This is a genomic window from Rhodospirillum sp. A1_3_36, assembly GCF_047263945.1.
Lineage (GTDB): Bacteria > Pseudomonadota > Alphaproteobacteria > Rhodospirillales > Rhodospirillaceae > Rhodospirillum.
This window is the reverse complement of sequence record NZ_JBLAVB010000009.1, coordinates 71,716-89,993: the sequence shown is the minus strand read 5'-3', so window position 1 is coordinate 89,993 and position 18,278 is coordinate 71,716. Positions and strand designations below refer to the sequence as shown.

Below are 18,278 nucleotides of genomic sequence, written 5' to 3'. Positions count from 1 at the left end.
CTACTCCAGCGCGGCCAGATGGTCGGTGCAGGCCGCTTTCACCAGATCGTTCAGAAGTACGGCGCGCTCGGTGAGCCACGTCAGTTGCTCGTCCGTGATCGTGAAGTGTTCGGAATAGCGGGCGTCCACATAGGCTGTCTTCAGGACCTCGAAGGCCGCGCGGTGTTTGCTCACCCGCAGGAGGCCCGGTTCGCGGGGCCAAGCGGCGATCAGGCGCGGGTCCCGCGTCTCTGCGAACGATCGTAGACGTTTGATGTCGTGGATGGGTGGGACGTAATGGGTGAAGGTCAGCAAGACGCAGTTATAGGCCCGTTCCACCGATTGATGGAGGAGGAAGGCGGCGTCATTGCGGTTTCCCTGTTTCATGCAGAAGCTCACAATCTCCAGGGCCCCGCTGATCTTCGGGAACCAAAGATCAAAATAGCCCCGTGAAATCTCGGCATGCCGTTCGGGTGTCAGGATTTTGGCCTTGGCAAGTTTCCTGGCGCCCTTTCTTTCGTAGAGCGCGATGCCGTCGGTTTTTATGTCGGTGAAAAAATAGTGCCCCTCGGAAAGCTTGTCGTTCACGTCGCTGATCGAATGGACGATGAAATGGACATCTCGATCAATGCGTCGGAGTAAGACCTCGCGGAGCAGGCGGTCCTCCGCGTCGTACCAATATTCGATGAAGTCGGTCAGATGTTCATTGTTGACGATGATCAGCAGGTCGTAATCGCTTTTGTAGCCGCTGTCGGGATCGTCCACCCAGGTGCCGCGGGCGAAGGAACCGAACAGGATGATGTTCGAAATCTGGCCGCCCCGGGTTTTCTCGGAGGTTTTGCGGGCCATGACCCGCTCGAATTCCTCGAACAGAATCGCGACCACGTTCTCAAGCTCGCGCTGGTAGCGCCGAGGCAGGGGATCGAGGGTGGTTTTAAGCTGGTTCAAGGGAGTCCCCGTGGTTCGCGTCTTGTCGTTTTGCATGATCCCATCGATGGCCGCAAAGACAAGAGGGGAAATGGAGTCGCTATTTAGTCACCAAGAGAGATATTTTGCCTTGCTCATTCTTATCTCTACAGGAGATAGTCGCCCCATGGACATTACGTGGACGAAAGTGGCGCTAAAGGAAATGCGGAAGATCCCGACCAACATCCGCGCTAAAATAATATCCAAGGTCGAAGCGTTCGCAGTCGCGCCCTCCACTCAAGCCAATAATGTGAAGGCGCTCAAGGGGCGCCCGGAAAGCCGCCTCCGTGTTGGCGATTATCGCGTGATTTTCACCATCGAGGATGGCACAGTTACCGTTTTGGTCGTCCACACCGTTCGCCATCGGAGTGAAGCCTATGACTGAACCCAATCCCAGTCCCATGGAGGAAACCGTCACCATCGCCAAGGCGACATACGACGCCATGGTGGATCGCTTGGAAGATCTGGAAGATCTTCTCGCGCTTAAGGAGGCGGAAAAGAGCGAGCGCCTTCCCCATGCCATGGTCAAGCGGCTATTGATTGATGGGGATAACCCCGTGAAGGTCTGGCGGGAACACCGGGGCCTGACCCAATCGATGTTGTCCCAAAAATCGGCTGTCCGGCAAGGCTACCTCTCCGAAATCGAGAGCGGAAAAAAAACCGGGTCCGTCGAAGTGTATAAGGCCCTGGCCCGGGCTTTGAACGTTGACGTTGATGACCTGATCACTTGACCGCTCACGGGTGTCCCCCTCCTCCCCCAAAAAGAAAGGGGGTCTTGGGCATCGCCCCAGTTGGGTTTGGGCGAAAGCCAAAGGTTCCGGAACCAAAAGAAGCCCCCCTTACCCCTTTGCTTCGCACTTGCAATAACCCTCCCATGCCGATAGGGTTCCGGCGAACGGGCGACGCATCGGTGTCGCCTTTTTATTTTTCCGTCAGGTGCCAGGCAAACGGGCCAACTCCAGGGGAGCGCGACATGGCGTCGCTCTTGTCCTGCGGGCTCTCCCCCTATTGGCTCTCCTTGGTGTCTGGCCCACGTTCCGAATCGGGAAGCCGCCCCATGATCGAACCCTACCGTCTGAAGGCCGATTGGCTGTCCAATATCCGCGGCGATGTCCTCGCCGGTCTGGTTGTGGCCCTGGCCCTGATCCCGGAAGCGATTGCCTTCTCTGTTATTGCGGGGGTGGATCCCAAGGTGGGGCTGTACGCCTCAGTCTGTATTGCCATCACCATCTCCTTCACCGGGGGACGCCCGGGCATGATCTCGGCGGCGACGGCGGCGACGGCCCTCCTGATGATCGATATCGTGCGCGACCATGGTTTGCAGTACCTGCTTGCCGCCACGGTGGTGACTGGCGTGGTGCAGATCATTTTCGGGTTGCTGAAGCTGGGGCGCTATATGCGCTTTGTCTCCCGCGCCGTGATGACCGGTTTCGTTAATGCACTGGCCATTTTGATTTTCATGGCCCAATTGCCCGAACTGGTCGGGGTGACCTGGGAAACCTATGTCCTCTGCGCTGGCGCGCTGGCGGTGATCTACCTGTTCCCCTACGTGACCAAGGCCGTGCCCTCGCCGTTGGTGGCGATCCTGTCCATGACCGTTCTGGCCGTTTTCCTGGATCTGGATGTGCGCACCGTGGCCGACTTGGGCGCTTTGCCCGAAACCCTGCCGATTTTCTCCCTGCCCGATATTCCTTTGACCTGGGATACCCTGTGGACGGTGCTGCCTGTCTCGGTGACCATCGCCATGGTGGGGCTGTTGGAATCCCTGATGACCGCCCAGGTGGTCGACGACCTGACCGATACCGAAAGCAACCGGGACCGGGAGTGCCGGGGACAGGGCCTGGCCAATATCGTATCCGGTTTCTTCGGTGGCATGGCGGGCTGTGCCATGATTGGTCAGTCGGTGATCAACGTGAAGTCTGGCGGGCGGGGACGGCTGTCCACCCTCTGTGCCGGTGTCTTCTTGATGGTCCTGCTGATCGCCCTGTCCGACTGGGTGAAGCTGATCCCCATGGCCGCTCTGGTCGCGGTGATGATCATGGTCTCCATCGGCACCTTCTCCTGGAAGTCCCTGACAGATGTGCGTGTCCACCCGATCAGCACCAGTCTGGTGACCCTGGGGACGGTTTTGACGACGGTTTTTACCCACGATCTGGCCAAGGGCGTCCTGGTCGGCGTGCTGCTCGCCGCGCTGTTCTTTGCCCGCAAGGTGGCGCGTTTCCTGCGCATTACCTCGACCATCGACGCCGAGGGGCGCCATCGGGTCTACACCGTCGAAGGACAGGTCTTCTTCGCCTCCGCAGAGGCCTTTGCCAAGGCCTTCGACCTGAAGGAAGCGCTGGAGAAAGTGACCATCGATTTGACCGCCGCCCACATGTGGGACTTGTCCGGCGTGGGCGCTCTTGACAAGGTGGTGCTCAAGTTCCGCCGCGAGGGGGCCGAGGTGGTTGTCGTCGGCCTGAATGAGGCCAGTGCCACCATGGTTGACAAGCTGGGGGTCCACGACAAACCCGGAGCCATCGACACGGCCATCGGGCATTGAAAATTCAAACCCTGCGGGGCCCTGCCCCGCTCCCCGCCGGGGCCTGAGGCCCCGGACCCCCAGTCATGGGATCAAAGGGTCCCCGACCCTTTGCGGGTCTGGGCAGAGCCCAGGGTTTTTCAAGGTTACAGGGAGACGTTCGGACCATGCCTCATATTCTCGTCTGCACCGATGGATCCGTGTACGCGCAGAGCGTCTACGATCACGCCGGTTGGGCTGCGGCCAAGATCGGCGCCTCGGTGGAGGTGCTCTACGCCATTGATCACAAGCGGGGCCATGCGGACTCCTCTGACTGGTCGGGCAATATGGGCGCAAACGAGCGGGAGGACCTTCTGGCCCAACTCGCCGACCTGGACGCCCAAAAGAGCAAGATCCTCCAGGCCCGGGGTCGGCAGGTTCTGGCCGATGCTGACTCTCACCTCAAGGAAAAGGGCGTGGCTGAGGTGCGCCAAACCCTGCGCAACGGCGGCCTGATCGAAACCGTCGCCGAGATCGAGGACCGCGCCGATCTGGTGGTCATCGGCAAGCGTGGCGAGGCCGCCGACTTCGAAACCATGCACCTGGGCGCCAACCTGGAACGGGTGGTGCGCGGCTCCACGAAGCCGGTCCTGGTGACCTCGCGGGCTTTCAAGCCCATCACGAAATGCCTGATCGCCTATGACAGTGGCCCCAGCGCGCGTAAGGCCCTGGAACGGGCCGCCGAAGGCAAGCTGCTGGAAGGTCTGGACATTCTTTTGCTGCGGGTGGGTTCCGACACTGACGAGAACCACCGCTCCCTGGAGGAGGCCAAGGGCTGGCTGGAAGCCAAGGGGCGAACCGCCACCACCCGTCTGGTTCCCGGCGAGGCCGATGAGGTCATCGCCAAGGTGGTCAAGGAGGAGGGGATCGACCTGATGGTGGTCGGCGCCTATGGCCATTCTCGCATCCGTCACCTGATCATCGGCAGCACCACCACCACCCTGATCCGGTCTTGCCAGATTCCCCTGCTCATGTTCCGGTAAGGGGATCTTCCCTCTCCCCACCAGGACAATCCCGTCATGACTAAGTCCCCTGTTCCCCCTCTGCGTAAACGCCCGCCAAAGGGTGAAGAGGGGGAGCGGGGGGGACAGGTGCGCTCTCTGGTCAAGGCGTTGAACATCCTCTCGGCCCTGGCCGAGGGTGAGGGCGGTTTGACCCTGACCGAGGTGGCTCAGAGCCAGGGCCTGCCGCCCTCCACCGCCCACCGCCTGTTGACCACCTTGCAACAAGAAGGCTTTGTCCGCTTCGATGGGGAGCATGCCCTGTGGTCCGTCGGTGCCCGGGCCTTTACCGTGGGCGCAGCCTTCGCCCGGGACCGGGATCCCGTGCGCATTGCCCGCCCCATCATGCGCCGACTGATGGAAGACGCCGGGGAAAGCGTGAACCTTGCCGTGCGCGAGGGGGGAGAGGCCATTTTCTTGGCCCAGGTGGAATGCCGCCAGATGATGCGGGCCCATACCACCCCAGGCACGCGGGTGCCGCTCCACTGTTCGGGTGTGGGCAAGGCCCTGCTCTCCGCCCTGGGGCAGGAGGATTTTGACCGGTTGATCTCCCGCCATGGTTTGCCGCAGCTCACAGAGCGCACCCTGACCGATCCGGAGGTTCTTCGCAGGGACCTGATTGTGAGTGCGGAACGGGGCTATGCCATCGACGACGAGGAACATGCCGTGGGTCTGCGCTGCGCCGCCTCCGTCATCTTCGACGAGGCGGGAGAGCCCGTCGCGGCCCTGTCCCTGTCCGGCCCCGCAGCGCGCATTTCCGACGAACGTTTGCAGCGCATGGGCCAAATGCTGCGGGAGGCTGCCGCCCTGGTGACAGGGGATTATGGCGGGAAAAAATCTGTATAACTGACTGTTATATAATTGGAAAATGTCTAATTCCGAATTGTGAAAATGTCTCCAATTTAGCTTGTTTTCGCAAAGGCACCGTGGCTTCCTAGGGGCACCAAAAGGCAACCCCCAAGACCAAGAGGAGCAGGGAGCCGTGTCCGAGACCACCACCACCCATGGTTTGACTGTCGCCACCGTCCTGTATGATTTCATCAATACCGAGGTTCTGCCCGGAACGGCCGTGGAGCAGGAGACGCTCTGGGCCGGTCTGGCTGCGCTGCTGGGCGAGATGACCCCGCGCAATCGGGCGCTGCTCGCCATCCGGGACGAGATGCAGACCAAGCTGGACGGATGGTTCGGTGCCCGCAAAGGCAAGGCCATTGACGTTGCCGAACAGAAGGCCTTCCTGGAGGAGATCGGCTATCTGCTGCCCGAGGGGTCAGAGGTCGCCGTGGGCACGGAGAACGTCGATCCGGAGATCGCCACCCTGGCCGGTCCCCAACTGGTCGTGCCGGTGATGAACGCCCGCTATGCGCTCAACGCCGCCAATGCCCGCTGGGGCAGCCTCTATGACGCGCTTTATGGCACCGATGCCATCCCCGAGACGGAAGGGCGCGAGAAGGGTCGGGGCTTTAATCCCGTTCGGGGCGCAGCGGTGATCGCCGAAGCCCGCCGGGTCCTGGATCAGGCCGCGCCGCTTGTCACGGGCTCGCATACGGAATCGGCAGGATACGCCGTGGTGGATGGCGCCTTGGCGGTGACCCTGCCCGATGGCTCCACGACGGGATTGGCCGAGCCCTCCAGCTTCGCGGGCTATTTGGGGGAGGCTGTGGCCCCGACCGCCATCCTGCTGCGCCATAATGGGTTGCACCTGGAAATCGTCATCGACAGGAACCATCCCATCGGCAAGGACGACCCCGCCGGGGTGGCCGATCTGGTTGTCGAATCCGCCCTGACCACCATCCAGGACTTCGAGGATTCCGTCGCTGCGGTGGACGCCGAGGACAAGGTCCTGGCCTACCGGAACTGGCTGGGTCTGATGGATGGCTCGCTCACCGCCTCTTTCGACAAGGGGGGGAAAACCCAGACCCGGACGCTGAACGGCGATCGAATTTTCACGGCGCCTGATGGGGTCGAAAAGGTGACCCTGCCCGGACGGGCCGTTCTGCTGGCGCGCAATGTGGGCCACCTGATGACCAACCCCGCCGTCTTGCTGGCCGATGGCTCCGAGGCTTTCGAGGGGCTGCTGGACGCGGTCTTCACCAGCTTGATTGCGCTCAAGGACTTGCAAGGGCACCGGGGTAATTCCCGCACAGGCTCCATCTATGTGGTCAAGCCGAAGATGCATGGGCCGGACGAGGTCGCCTTCGCCAGTGATGTCTTCGCTCGGGTGGAGGACCTGCTGGGCCTGCCGCGCAACACCGTTAAAATGGGAATTATGGACGAGGAGCGGCGGACCACCGTCAACCTCAAGGAATGCATTCGGCGCGCCAAGGATCGGGTTGTTTTCATCAACACGGGCTTCCTGGACCGGACGGGCGACGAGATCCACACCTGCATGGAAGCCGGTCCGGTGATCCGCAAGGGGGATATCAAGGGGGCGCCCTGGATCGCCGCTTACGAGGACTGGAACGTGGATATCGGCCTGGAATGCGGCCTGCGGGGCCATGCCCAGATTGGCAAGGGCATGTGGGCCATGCCCGACCTGATGGCCGATATGATGAAAGCCAAGATCGGCCACCCCCTGGCCGGGGCCAATACGGCTTGGGTGCCGTCGCCGACCGCAGCGACCTTGCACGCCTTGCATTACCATGCGGTCTTCGTGCCCGCCCGGCAGGAGGAATTGGCCAGCCGCGCTCGGGCCTCCCTGGAGGCTATCCTGACGCCGCCCCTGGCTGATGGGGCCAACTGGAGCGAGGCGGAGATCCATGCCGAGTTGGACAACAATTGCCAGGGCATCCTGGGTTATGTCTCCCGCTGGGTGGAACAGGGGGTCGGCTGCTCCAAGGTGCCCGACATCAACAACGTGGGTTTGATGGAGGACCGGGCGACCCTGCGGATCTCCAGCCAGCATATCGCCAACTGGCTCTACCACGGTGTGGTCAGCGCAGACGAGGTCCTGGAGACTTTAAAGCGCATGGCCAAGGTTGTGGATGGCCAAAATGCAGGCGATCCGGACTACCGGCCCATGGCCGCCGACTTCGAGGAGAGCGTGGCCTTCCAGGCGGCGTGCGATCTGGTGTTCAAAGGGCGCGAGCAGCCCTCCGGGTACACGGAGCCGGTGCTTCACCGTCGCCGCCGGGAAGCCAAGGCCAAATACGGGCAGTGAGATCCTGGGCTGTCGCCCAGACCCACTTGGGGGCAAATGCCCCCAAACCCCCATTTTTTCTGAAGAATGGGGGACGAGGCATAGGCCCGCATTTGGTGTTTCAGGACTAGAGTGTTCCGAGATCAAGTTGGGTCGCTTTGCGACCCAACTTGGCCTCGAAGATACTCTAAAATCCATATAATTAGAGTGAAACGGGGCCAGCTTGACTCAAGCTGATCCCGTTTCACTCTAAACCCCGTTTATCGACCAAAGGAAAATCCATGTTCAAGAATTCCATCAGCCTTGCCGACGCCGACACCATTGCCACGACCGCCTTGTCCGAGGGCTCCAACAAGGGCTTCAATCCGTTGACCGTCGTGGTCCTGGATAATGCGGGCGTGATCAAGGTAATGAAGCGGGCCGACGGTTCCAGCCTGACCCGCCCGGAGATCGCCGTGGGCAAGGCCTATGGCTGCCTGACCCTGGGCTTTGGCGGCCGGGAGATGGCGCGCCGGGCGGAGAAAATGCCCGCTTTCATGAACGCCCTGACCGGTTTGGTCGAGGGCAAGGTGGTCCCCGTCCAGGGCGGTGTGCTGATCAAGGACGCCGAGGGCTATATTGTCGGTGCCGTGGGCGTGACCGGAGATCTGTCGGCCAATGACGAGCTTTGCGCCGTCGCGGGCATTGAAGCCGCGGGGTTGGTTGCCGATACCGGCGATGCCTGAGGGTCCATTCCGTGGGGGCGGACGGCGTCGGCCCCTGCACCCCTTTCGGTCCTTCCTTCAAAGATCAGGCAGATTGATCTGTCGCCAGAGGACGTCCCATGAAACTTCCCGAGCAACCCTTCAGCCTCACCGACTGGAGCGCGGTTCCGGTCACGGAACACCCGGGAGAGACAGGCAAGGCCCTTTGGAGGACCCTGACCATGGGAGATGTGCGAATCCGTCAGGTGGAATACACGGCAGGATATCTTGCGGACCATTGGTGCGATCGAGGCCATATTCTCTATGTCCTCGAGGGGGAGCTGGAGACCGAGCTCCGTGACGGTCGACGGTTCACCTTGACCCCTGGCATGAGTTATCAGGTTTCGGATTTCGGCGACCCCGCCCACCGCTCTTCGACCAAGACCGGCGCGAAGTTGTTCGTCGTGGATTGACGGACTTCTCGCTGAGGCTCCTGGACAGGAGGTCCTTTCCTGTCATTCGACTGCCCTTTTCGGATGCGTCTTTCCGGGTTCCCATGATAAACGCCCACTCGAGATGTGATCGTCGAGAGTTGCGCTATGGTGGATTTGACTCGGCCCCTGTCCGTGGGCGTTTTGGTAACCCTGGAACTGTCCCCTAAGGCGGGGGGCCATGTGAAGTGCTGGGAGCGTTTTGCGGAGGCTGCCGTTGCTTTGCCTGATACCTTGGACCTGACCGTCTATTTTCTGGGAAAGCAGGAGAGCACGACGGTTCTTGCGGACACCGTTCGCTTTCGTCAATTGCCTGCGGTCCTGGGGACCGACCGGTTTTCTTTTCTCGACCAGGGGGCGGGGAATACGGATCTGGCGGGGTACCATAAGGGCCTCGCCCACCATCTGGTCCACCATGACGTTCTTCATGGGACCGATACCTTTTCCTTCAGTCGCACCGCGCGGACCGTCGCGAGGACGCGGGGGAAGGCCCTGGTCCATTCCATCCATACGGACCTGCCCAAATTCACCCGGGTCTACTCGCGCGAGATTATCGGGCGGTTTGTTGGGCATGGGGCCTTCGGGCATTTTGTCCTCGACCGATTAGGGGTGCCTGACATGCTGGGACGGAATGCCGAGGGGAAGATCAAACGCCTGCTGCGCGGTGCCGACCGGATCCTGGTCTCCAAGAGGGAGGACCGGGAGCTTGTCCGGGATCTGGTCCCACCGGAGCACCTCACCGACTTGCGGCGGGGGATCGATAAGACGTTTTTCAACCCGGCCAAACGGGATCGGCGCAAGCTTTATGAAACCCTCGGCGTGCCAGAAGACAAACCCGTTCTTCTCTTCGTGGGGCGGGCCGATGACAGCAAGAACGTGATGACCATGGCCAAGGCCGCACGGATCCTGCTCGACCGGGGAACCCCCCTCCATGTGCTCTGCCTGGGTGAAGGTGCGCGGATGGCCGATATCCGGACCCTGTTGGGGGACAACGGCACGCTGCCGGGCAACCGCCCCCAGGAAGACCTGTCTTGGATGTACGCCAGCGCCGACCTGTTTGTTTTCCCCTCGGAAAGCGAGGTCACGCCCAATGTGGTGCGGGAAGCGAGGGCCTCGGGTCTGCCGGTTTTCCTGTCAGCCAAGGATGGGGGGGCTCAGTTTGTGTCGCAAAACGGGGGAGACGGTATGTTACTGGACAGTCAGGATCCGACCCTGTGGGCCGATGCCTTGGACCCCTTCCTGACCGATGCAAGTCGTCGGAAGGCCATGGGGGCTGCTGCCCGAACCATCGTCGAGGCCGCCTATCCCTCTTGGTTCGATGTGCTCCAGGACGACCTGATGCCTGCTTGGACCGGCGCGGCTTTGGACAAGGGGCTGGTTCCGGCCCGACAGGACATCTCCCCCCATGGCTAAGAAATCTCCCCTCTCCTGGTTTGTGACCCTGTTGAAGGCGGGCGTATCCCTGGGAGTGCTCGGCTATATTTTCTCCGGCGTGGATTTCGGGGCTCTTTGGGCGCGGATGAATGGCAGCGTGGCCCTAGCCGGTCTGGGGGCCCTTGTTTTGCTGCAGCTTCAGGCCATGGGCGGAGCCATGCGCTGGAAACTGGTGCTCTCGGCCCATGACAGGGTTCTGGCCTATGGGGCGGCTTGGCGGAATGTGCTGCTTGGTCTGTTCTTCAATCAGGCCATGCCCTCGACCGTCGGTGGGGATGCGGCGCGTGTCTGGAATGGATACCGGTTGGGGCTGCCCCTGGGCCTTTCGGCCCGTTCCATCGTCGTGGACCGGGTCTGCAGCTTTCTTGGGCTCGTCGCCCTTTGCGCCATCGGATTGCCCACCCTATCGGAGAAAGCCAGGGATCCTCTGGTGGCCCATGGGTTGACCACCCTGGTCCTGGGAGGGTTGGGGTGTCTGGTGATCCTTTTGTCCCTGCGCCATATGCCCCGGGCGCTGGCCACATGGAAGGGGGCGGCGCCGTTCGTTTCCCTCTCCCAATCGGCCTGGCTGACCCTGTTTTCCCGGCGGACAGCCGCGCCGATCCTGGCTCTGTTGATCGCCCCCCATTTGATCGATATCACCGTGGTTTGGCTTTATGCCCGGGCCATCGGGTCGGAGGCGACCCTGGTCCAAATGGCTCTGGTTTTCCCGCCTGCCATTCTGGTGGCCGCAGTCCCCGTTTCCATCGCCGGATGGGGCCTGCGCGAGGGAGCCCTGGTCCTGGGGTTTGGCGTGGTGGGACTGCCCTCCGATCAGGCGGTGGCTGTGTCGCTGCTGTATGGGTTTTCTGCCGTGATTACGGGGGTGATCGGTGGGGGGCTTTGGGCTGTGCGGGACCCGGACGGCATGGCCGCCCTGTGGAAGGGGCGGGCCAATACCACAGAGGCTGACCGGGAGGACGCGAGGACGGAAGCCCCATAATTGGGTCCCTTATCGGCTTCTGAAAATGGATCCAAGGAGGCCGCGGACGATTTCCCGCCCCAGGCTGCGGCCAACGCTTCTGACCACGCTTTTCATCGCGGTCTCCGCGATGCTGTCCGATCCTCTCCGCCTGGAACCGGAAGATCCACTTGAGGGGACGCGGGAGCGTCCCTTCTTTCCCTTGCCCTTTCCTTTGCCCCTTGGGCTGTCGTCTTCGTCCTCCGGCCCATCCGCGACGCGGGCTTCGGCTCGGGCGGTCAGGATTTCATAGGCGGACTCCCGATCCACGAAGCGGGCGTAATGGGCGCTGTCCGGGTGGCTGGCGATCAATCGGGCGCGGAGGCGGTCGTTCACCGGGTTGAGGGAACAGGCCGGGGGTCGGATCAGCGTGCGCTGGACCACCGTGGGCGCGCCCCTGTCATCCAGGGTGGACACGAGGGCTTCCCCCGTGGCCAGTTCGGTGACAACGGCTCCGGTATCAAAGGCCGGATTGGGGCGGAACCCATCGGCCACGGCCTTGATGGCGGTGCGTTCTCCAGGCGTATAGGCCCGAAGGCCATGTTGGATCCGCGTGCCCAACTGGGCGAGAATAGGATCGGGAATATCCCGGGGGCTTTGGGTGACGAAGTATATGCCCACACCCTTGGACCGGATCAGTCGGGTCACCTGGGTGATCTTGTCCACCAGCGCCTTGGGCGTGTCGGAGAACAGCAGGTGGGCTTCGTCCAGGAACAGGGCGAGGACCGGCTTGTCGGTGTCGCCCACCTCTGGCAGGTCTTCATACAGCTCGGACAGAATCCACAGCATGACCGTGGAATAGAGCAGGGGTGTGGCGATCAGTTTGTCGGCCACCAACAGATGGATGGGGCCTTGGCCGTGGGGACCCGGGCGCGCCAGATCGGCGACCTCAAGCGAGGGTTCCCCGAACAACCGGTCGCCCCCCTCATTCTCCAGGGCGAGAAGGCGCCGTTGGATGGCCCCGACGGATGCGGGGGAGACCATGCCATGGGTCGCCCGGATTTCCTGGGCGTTATTGCCGATATGGACCAGAAGGGCGCGCAGGTCCTTCAAGTCGAGGACCAGCAGACCTTCCTCGTCGGCGAGGCGAAAGGCGATATGCAGCACCCCTTCCTGGGCATCGGTCAGACCCAACAGGCGGGACAGAAGGACCGGTCCAAGCTCGGAGACGGTGGCGCGGGGCGGCATGCCGCGGGTGCCTTCCAGATCCCAGAAAACGGTGGGGCTGTCATGGAAGAAATAATCCTCCAACCCGACATCCTGGGCACGATGGGTCAGGAAATCCCGGGGCGAGCCCGCTTCGGCAAGGCCGGACAGGTCCCCCTTCACATCGGCGACAAACACGGGAATACCGGCTTCAGAATAAGCCTGGGCAAGCACCTTCAAGGTTACGGTTTTGCCCGTTCCCGTGGCCCCGGCGATCAGGCCGTGTCGATTGATTTTGTCGAAACGTTGGGTAACGGGACCTTCGGGTGAGGCGCCGAGGAATACTGCGGAGGTCATAGAGGCCTCTCCCCTGGATAAGCGTTTACGGAAAACGGCGGGGATCATGCCATGGGGCAGGCTGGTTCGTCTCGCTTTTCCGGGGCATGGACGAGGTCGTACATAAATCAAGGAGTTAAGCGAAAGTCCCAGGGCTCTGCCAAGGAAGAGTGGCAACGGAAGCAGGGGGGACGGACAACACCTCGACTAACGACACTGGAGGCCATCGACAGTATTCTCACTCAATGTGGTTTTTTAGAGCAAAAAAAAATAATTTCAAACCTTAAATAATAGAAATTCACTGATAAACTCTTGGGTGTGACCAAATTGGTGAAATTTCGGTATCAGGTGGGAGCATGGGGCTGTATTTTATGAGGAGCTGGATGCTTTTTGAGTGTCGTCTAGGCCGGTGATGGGCGTTGTGAGCTTTCGATGTGATCGGTTTGTGTCTTTTTAATGTATTTTAGGCTTTTGGTTGTCAGAATTGGTTGAAAACTTATTCCCCAAAGTGTCATTTAATGTCGCGGGCTTGATCTCCCCATCAGGAATGTCATGCTGCAATCCAGCCGTCAGGCAGGCGTGCCAATGGGTCGGCGAGTTGACCGGAGTGGAGTCAACATCCGGCCACGAAAACGCATATGTGGGCGATTTGCCGAGTTGAGACAGGGTCTTTTCTCGTGCAAATCGGTTTAGGGACAAGAAGGAAAGGAAAACCATGTCCGAAAGCTACATCTTTACGTCAGAATCGGTGGGCGCAGGCCATCCGGACAAGCTGGCAGACAACATCTCCGATGCCATTCTCGATGCGATCTTGGAGCAGGATCCCTCCGCTCGGGTGGCCTGCGAGACCATGGTCAATACGGGTATGGCCATCCTGTCGGGCGAAATCACCACGTCTGCCCAGGTGGATTATACCGATGTGGTGCGTGCCACCATCAACGACATCGGCTACAACGACCCGCGCATGGGGTATGATGGGAATAGCGTTGCGGTGCTGGTGGCCATGGATAAGCAGTCCCCGGACATTGCCCAGGGCGTGGACGAGGGCGCCGGTTTGCACTTGGATCAGGGCGCCGGAGACCAGGGCCTGATGTTCGGCTTCGCTTGCGACGAAACTCCGGAGCTTATGCCTCTGCCGATCCAGCTTGCCCACCGGCTGACCGCGAAACAGGCCGAGGTCCGCTCCTCTGGTCGGTTGACGTGGCTGCGGCCGGACGTGAAGTCTCAGGTGTCTATCCGCTACGACAATGACAAGCCGGTGGGGATCGATACCATCGTTCTGTCGACCCAACACGACGAGGATGTGTCCCACGACAACCTGCGTGAGGCGGTGATCGAGGAAATCATCAAACCCGTTCTGCCCGCAGAATTTGCCAAGGACGACATCACCTTCCATGTCAATCCGACCGGTCGGTTCGTTATTGGTGGTCCCGTCGGGGATTGTGGTTTGACCGGACGGAAAATCATCGTCGATACCTATGGCGGCATGGGGCGCCATGGCGGGGGAGCCTTCTCCGGCAAGGATCCCTCCAAGGTGGATCGGTCTGCGGCCTATGCCGCCCGTTATGTGGCAAAGAACATCGTCGCCTCGGGTCTGGCCAGCAAGTGCGAGGTGCAGATTTCCTATGCGATCGGTGTGGCCCAGCCGACCAGCGTTTTCGTGAACACCTTTGGGACTGGTAAGGTCGACCACAAGGTTCTTGAAGGCTTGGTGCGCGAGCACTTCGACCTGCGCCCCAAGGGCATCGTGCAGATGCTCGACCTTCTGCGCCCGATCTACCGCCCGACTGCCTCCAATGGCCACTTCGGCCGCACTGGGGAGTCCTTCTCTTGGGAGAAGACCGACCGCGCCTCGGTGCTCGCCGGAGCGGCGGGTCAGGCGGCCGCCGAATAAGAAGTCGCCCGACTTCTGACATCTCACCCCTTGCGGTCTGTCTGTCGGCCGCAAGGGGCTCTTTTTTGCTACAGCATAGTTAAAGATTTCGCGTGTTGTTCTGTGATTTTTCGAGGGCTTGTGCTGCACAAGGACTCCGGATCTTTCGCATCCGACAAATAGCCCTTGAGGGTGGTTTTTACCGATGCAGACCCTTCGCCGTTCCAATATGGATAACATCGGCGCAGACGTTCACTGCGCTTCCGTTGAAAGGGATCTGTATGGTTGCCTATCGCAAGCCTGCCTGAATACAAAATGAGAACGCTGTGGTTCTGCCGGACCTGAATGAGGTCTGAGCCGGGGGACGGATACAGCTTTCTCCCTTCCTAGAGTGATTTTAGAGTGCTCCGACGCAGGCAAGAGGTGCAATGGTCAGTGCACGAGGGATTTGTTTATGCATCAACTTTCCACACTCCGGCAGAAGCCTTCGTATGGGTCGATGCACTCGCTGGGTGTGGTTTGGACTGGTGGATTGGAAAAGACTGGAAATCGTCTCTGTTCAATGGCACTCGGGTTGGGTATCAGAGGCATTGAGAGAGGCTTGTTCCGGATTGGACCCTGGTGAGGTGATGATCGGTGCCTCCGGATCCTCTTCAGGAGAACAGAAACTTGGAAAAAGAGATTAAAGCCTATTGTCAGGAAGCCGCCGCAGGATTCTTGGCACTGGCGGACTTGGCGCCGGATATCCGGAACGCGACGGAGCAAATGATCGAAGCCCTGCGCAATGGTGGCAAGATCATGTTCTGCGGCAATGGGGGCTCAGCAGCGGACGCCCAACATCTGGCTGCCGAGCTGGAAGGGCGGTATCTGTTGGACCGTCCACCCTTGCCCGGCATGGCCTTGACGGTGAATACCTCCTCGCTGACGGCCATCGGCAACGATTACGGGTTCGAGGACGTCTTTTCCCGGCAGGTTCAGGCCCATGGTCGTCGGGGGGATGTGCTGGTGGCCCTGTCCACCAGCGGCAATAGTCCCAATGTGGTGAAGGCGGTCACCATGGCGCGGGATATGGGTGTGGTGGTCGTTGGTCTGACCGGGGAGAGTGGTGGCAAAATGGATGGTTTGTGCCATGTCTGCCTGAAGGTACCCTCCCGATTTACCCCTATGATCCAGCAAATGCATATCGCGGTGGGACATATGCTCTGCGGGTTCGTCGAGGAAGCCCTCGTCAAATAAGGGGAAAGAGCTTCTGGCCAATATACGCTTCAGGAAGCTCTCCCCTCCCTTTGAAACCGCGAATGCACCGACGCTTTCAAGAGATTTATCGGATGGTGGGCGAGCTTTTTGTGTGTGCATCAACTTTCTAAACTCGGGCGGAATCCTTCGGTCGGGTCGATACAAGAGGGGGCTTCCATTCGAAGGGCTTCCCCTCCCTTGGATGGGTATTTCTGAAAACAGTCAACACACGTCTGCCCAGATCATCTTGTTTGCGTTACACTTGGTTCTCCGATCCCAGATCGGGGGGAGTGGCGGTGGGCCAGGGTGTACCAGTTGCTCGGCAAGTATCTTCCAATCTGAAAGAGTGAGGGTGCGGCGTCTGTGTTTGGGTCTTTCCTGGCGGTTCAACAGGCATGGCGGGTGCTCGGTGTCAGCTTGATGGCGGCGTTCATCGTTCTTCTCGTCCAATCCCATTGGCTGGCTTCCGTTGCGGAGCGGGATCACCAAGCGATGCGGGAGCGGGTTGGGCTTTCGTTGGAATCCGGTTTGGCCAAGGCTCTGTGGAATTATGACGAGGAAACGGCCAAGGCGATTATTTCCGATGGCCTGCGCTCCAATCCCATTCGGATGATCGAAGTTCAGGACGCGGACGGTATGACCTTTGCCCGGGTCGATGGGCTTGTGAAGAAGGAAGCGCCCCTATCCCTTTGGCAGGATTATTTAGGCTGGTTGGTGACGTTGAACGGGGAGCAGACCCTGGAGTTGACCTTTACCAGCCCAGTTGATACCCGCCATCGGAACGTGATCGTGGGGCACGCTCGGATCCTTTATGACAAGAACCATTTTCTGCGGTTGATCTCCGACAGGTTGGCCGATCAGGCCCAAGGGATTCTGTTCGTGGTGCTGGTGGTTGCCCTATCCACCAGCGCTGTGTTCCATTGGTTCGTGTCCCGCCATATCATCCGAGTGTCTAAAAAACTGTCCGATGTGGATCCAGAGGATCCTGCGGCGACGGTCCTGGATGTTCCAAGCGGCCATCGGCGCAACGAGTTTGGCCGGATGGTGGACCGGTTGAACCGGCTGCTGCGCCAGTTGGCCCGGGTTCAGTCCGAATTGCGGCGGCTGGCCACCCGTGACACCCTGACCAACCTTCCCAACCGGGGCTTGGTCCTGGAAATGCTCGACCGGGCCATTGACGAAGCTCAGTTGGAAGCCACCCGTTGTGCCGTCTTGTTCCTGGACCTGGACATGTTCAAGCATGTGAATGACAGTCTGGGCCATGGGGCTGGAGACGAGGTTTTGAAGGAGGTGGGGAAGCGGTTGGCTGCGGAATTGTCTGGTCTGGGTGCCGTTGGACGGCTGGGTGGGGACGAATTCGTTGTCATGATTCCCGAATACGACCGGGAGGAGGATTTGGCCCGCCTCGCTCGACGGCTGATTGCCACGGTGAAGCGGCCGGTCAGCCTATCGGGAACCCTGGTCCATCCCAGCACCTCGGTTGGAATCGCTTGCCATCCCCTGGATGGATCCAGCGCCCAAGCTCTCTTACGCAGCGCAGATACCGCGCTCTACGCCGCCAAATCCGGGGGAGCGGGGCAATGGGCCTTCTTCAATCGCTCGATGACGGAAGGTGCGCTGGATCGCTTGCGAACCGAAGCCAAATTGCGGACCGCAGTGGAGGCCGAAGATCTGGTGCTGCATTTCCAACCCAAGCTGGATCTGGAAACAGGCCGGATTACCGGGTGCGAGGCCTTGGTCCGCTGGAATAGTGAGGGGGAGATGGTCCCCCCTGGCCGTTTCATTCCCATTGCTGAGGAAACGGGCCTGATCTACGACATCGGCATGTGGGTCCTGCAGGAGGCTTGCCGGGCGCATAGTCGCTGGATGGCCCACCTGGGTGAGGTGACCGTGGCGGTGAATATCTCGGCGCGTCAGTTGAAGGAAGACCGGTTCCTTGGGGATTTCCTGTCGATCCTGGAGCAATACGGCATCGATCCACACCATTTGGAGCTGGAGGTAACCGAAAGCGTCATCATGAGCCGCATCGATGTGAGTGCCCAACTTTTGGGGGAGATCAAGGCCCATGGTGTGCGTTTGTCTGTGGATGATTTCGGTACGGGGTATTCGTCCCTGGCTTATCTGAAGATGCTGCCCCTGGACATCCTGAAAATCGATCGGGCCTTTGTGAATGATCTACCCCAGGATACATCCATCCCGCGCATGATCATCAGTTTGGCCGACCAATTGGGATTACGGACGGTCGCCGAGGGGATCGAGACACAGGCCCAATTGGATTGGCTTCGGGAAAACGGCAGCCATATGGCCCAAGGATTTCTGATCGGTCGGCCAATGCCGGAAAAGGACTTCGTCTCCTTCGTCAACGACTACAACAAGCGCGCGGCTGATTTGTAAACATAAGGAAGGCTGGTCCATCGACACACGACGCTGTTTCGTC

General features: G+C 60.4%; 15 protein-coding genes. 13 read left to right on the top strand and 2 right to left on the bottom strand.

Annotated elements, in window-relative coordinates:
• Nucleotides 1-963: a HEPN domain-containing protein gene (locus tag ACLIRY_RS17980; RefSeq protein ID WP_413206800.1), complete on the bottom strand. Its 963-nt coding sequence runs from the start codon at nt 961-963 to the stop codon at nt 1-3.
• Between the two features lie 145 nt (nt 964-1,108).
• On the opposite strand from ACLIRY_RS17980, the gene ACLIRY_RS17975 reads away from it, so the two are divergent.
• From ACLIRY_RS17975 to ACLIRY_RS17930, 10 genes are all read left to right on the top strand, one after another.
• Nucleotides 1,109-1,330, top strand: coding sequence for a type II toxin-antitoxin system RelE family toxin (locus ACLIRY_RS17975; RefSeq protein WP_413206799.1), 222 nt, complete (start codon nt 1,109-1,111; stop codon nt 1,328-1,330).
• Complete coding sequence (locus ACLIRY_RS17970) at nt 1,323-1,676, top strand: helix-turn-helix domain-containing protein (RefSeq protein WP_413206798.1); 354 nt, start codon at nt 1,323-1,325, stop codon at nt 1,674-1,676. The genes ACLIRY_RS17975 and ACLIRY_RS17970 overlap by 8 nt, the downstream gene beginning before the upstream one ends.
• 326 nt (nt 1,677-2,002) lie before the next feature.
• The gene (locus ACLIRY_RS17965; protein ID WP_413206797.1) at nt 2,003-3,487 is read left to right on the top strand and encodes a SulP family inorganic anion transporter; all 1,485 of its coding nucleotides are present in this window, start codon (nt 2,003-2,005) and stop codon (nt 3,485-3,487) included.
• A gap of 146 nt (nt 3,488-3,633) precedes the next feature.
• A complete protein-coding gene (locus ACLIRY_RS17960; protein WP_413206796.1) occupies nt 3,634-4,488 on the top strand; it encodes a universal stress protein in 855 nt (284 codons plus the stop codon).
• A 36-nt stretch (nt 4,489-4,524) separates the two neighbouring features.
• Nucleotides 4,525-5,352 carry an IclR family transcriptional regulator C-terminal domain-containing protein gene (locus ACLIRY_RS17955; RefSeq protein ID WP_413206795.1) on the top strand — a complete coding sequence of 276 codons (828 nt, stop codon included), beginning with the start codon at nt 4,525-4,527 and terminating at the stop codon, nt 5,350-5,352.
• 136 nt (nt 5,353-5,488) lie between these two features.
• A complete protein-coding gene (locus tag ACLIRY_RS17950; protein WP_413206794.1) occupies nt 5,489-7,663 on the top strand; it encodes a malate synthase G in 2,175 nt (724 codons plus the stop codon).
• A 260-nt stretch (nt 7,664-7,923) separates the two neighbouring features.
• Nucleotides 7,924-8,367, top strand: coding sequence for a GlcG/HbpS family heme-binding protein (locus ACLIRY_RS17945; protein ID WP_413206793.1), 444 nt, complete (start codon nt 7,924-7,926; stop codon nt 8,365-8,367).
• Nucleotides 8,368-8,465: 98 nt separating this feature from the next.
• Nucleotides 8,466-8,798 carry a DHCW motif cupin fold protein gene (locus ACLIRY_RS17940; protein ID WP_413206792.1) on the top strand — a complete coding sequence of 111 codons (333 nt, stop codon included), beginning with the start codon at nt 8,466-8,468 and terminating at the stop codon, nt 8,796-8,798.
• Between the two features lie 126 nt (nt 8,799-8,924).
• Nucleotides 8,925-10,229: a glycosyltransferase gene (locus ACLIRY_RS17935; RefSeq protein ID WP_413206791.1), complete on the top strand. Its 1,305-nt coding sequence runs from the start codon at nt 8,925-8,927 to the stop codon at nt 10,227-10,229.
• Entirely contained in the window at nt 10,222-11,232 is a 1,011-nt protein-coding gene (locus tag ACLIRY_RS17930) for a lysylphosphatidylglycerol synthase transmembrane domain-containing protein (RefSeq protein ID WP_413206790.1), read from the top strand. The genes ACLIRY_RS17935 and ACLIRY_RS17930 overlap by 8 nt, the downstream gene beginning before the upstream one ends.
• Nucleotides 11,233-11,241: 9 nt before the next feature.
• Here ACLIRY_RS17930 and ACLIRY_RS17925 read toward each other — a convergent pair whose 3' ends face one another.
• Nucleotides 11,242-12,753 carry a helicase HerA-like domain-containing protein gene (locus ACLIRY_RS17925; protein WP_413206789.1) on the bottom strand — a complete coding sequence of 504 codons (1,512 nt, stop codon included), beginning with the start codon at nt 12,751-12,753 and terminating at the stop codon, nt 11,242-11,244.
• 694 nt (nt 12,754-13,447) lie between these two features.
• Here ACLIRY_RS17925 and metK point away from each other — a divergent pair.
• From metK to ACLIRY_RS17910, 3 genes are all read left to right on the top strand, one after another.
• Entirely contained in the window at nt 13,448-14,626 is a 1,179-nt protein-coding gene (metK, locus tag ACLIRY_RS17920; RefSeq protein WP_413206788.1) for a methionine adenosyltransferase, read from the top strand.
• Nucleotides 14,627-15,274: 648 nt separating this feature from the next.
• Complete coding sequence (locus tag ACLIRY_RS17915; protein ID WP_413206787.1) at nt 15,275-15,841, top strand: SIS domain-containing protein; 567 nt, start codon at nt 15,275-15,277, stop codon at nt 15,839-15,841.
• A 363-nt stretch (nt 15,842-16,204) separates the two neighbouring features.
• Nucleotides 16,205-18,235, top strand: coding sequence for a putative bifunctional diguanylate cyclase/phosphodiesterase (locus ACLIRY_RS17910; protein ID WP_413206786.1), 2,031 nt, complete (start codon nt 16,205-16,207; stop codon nt 18,233-18,235).
• Nucleotides 18,236-18,278 lie beyond the last annotated feature (43 nt).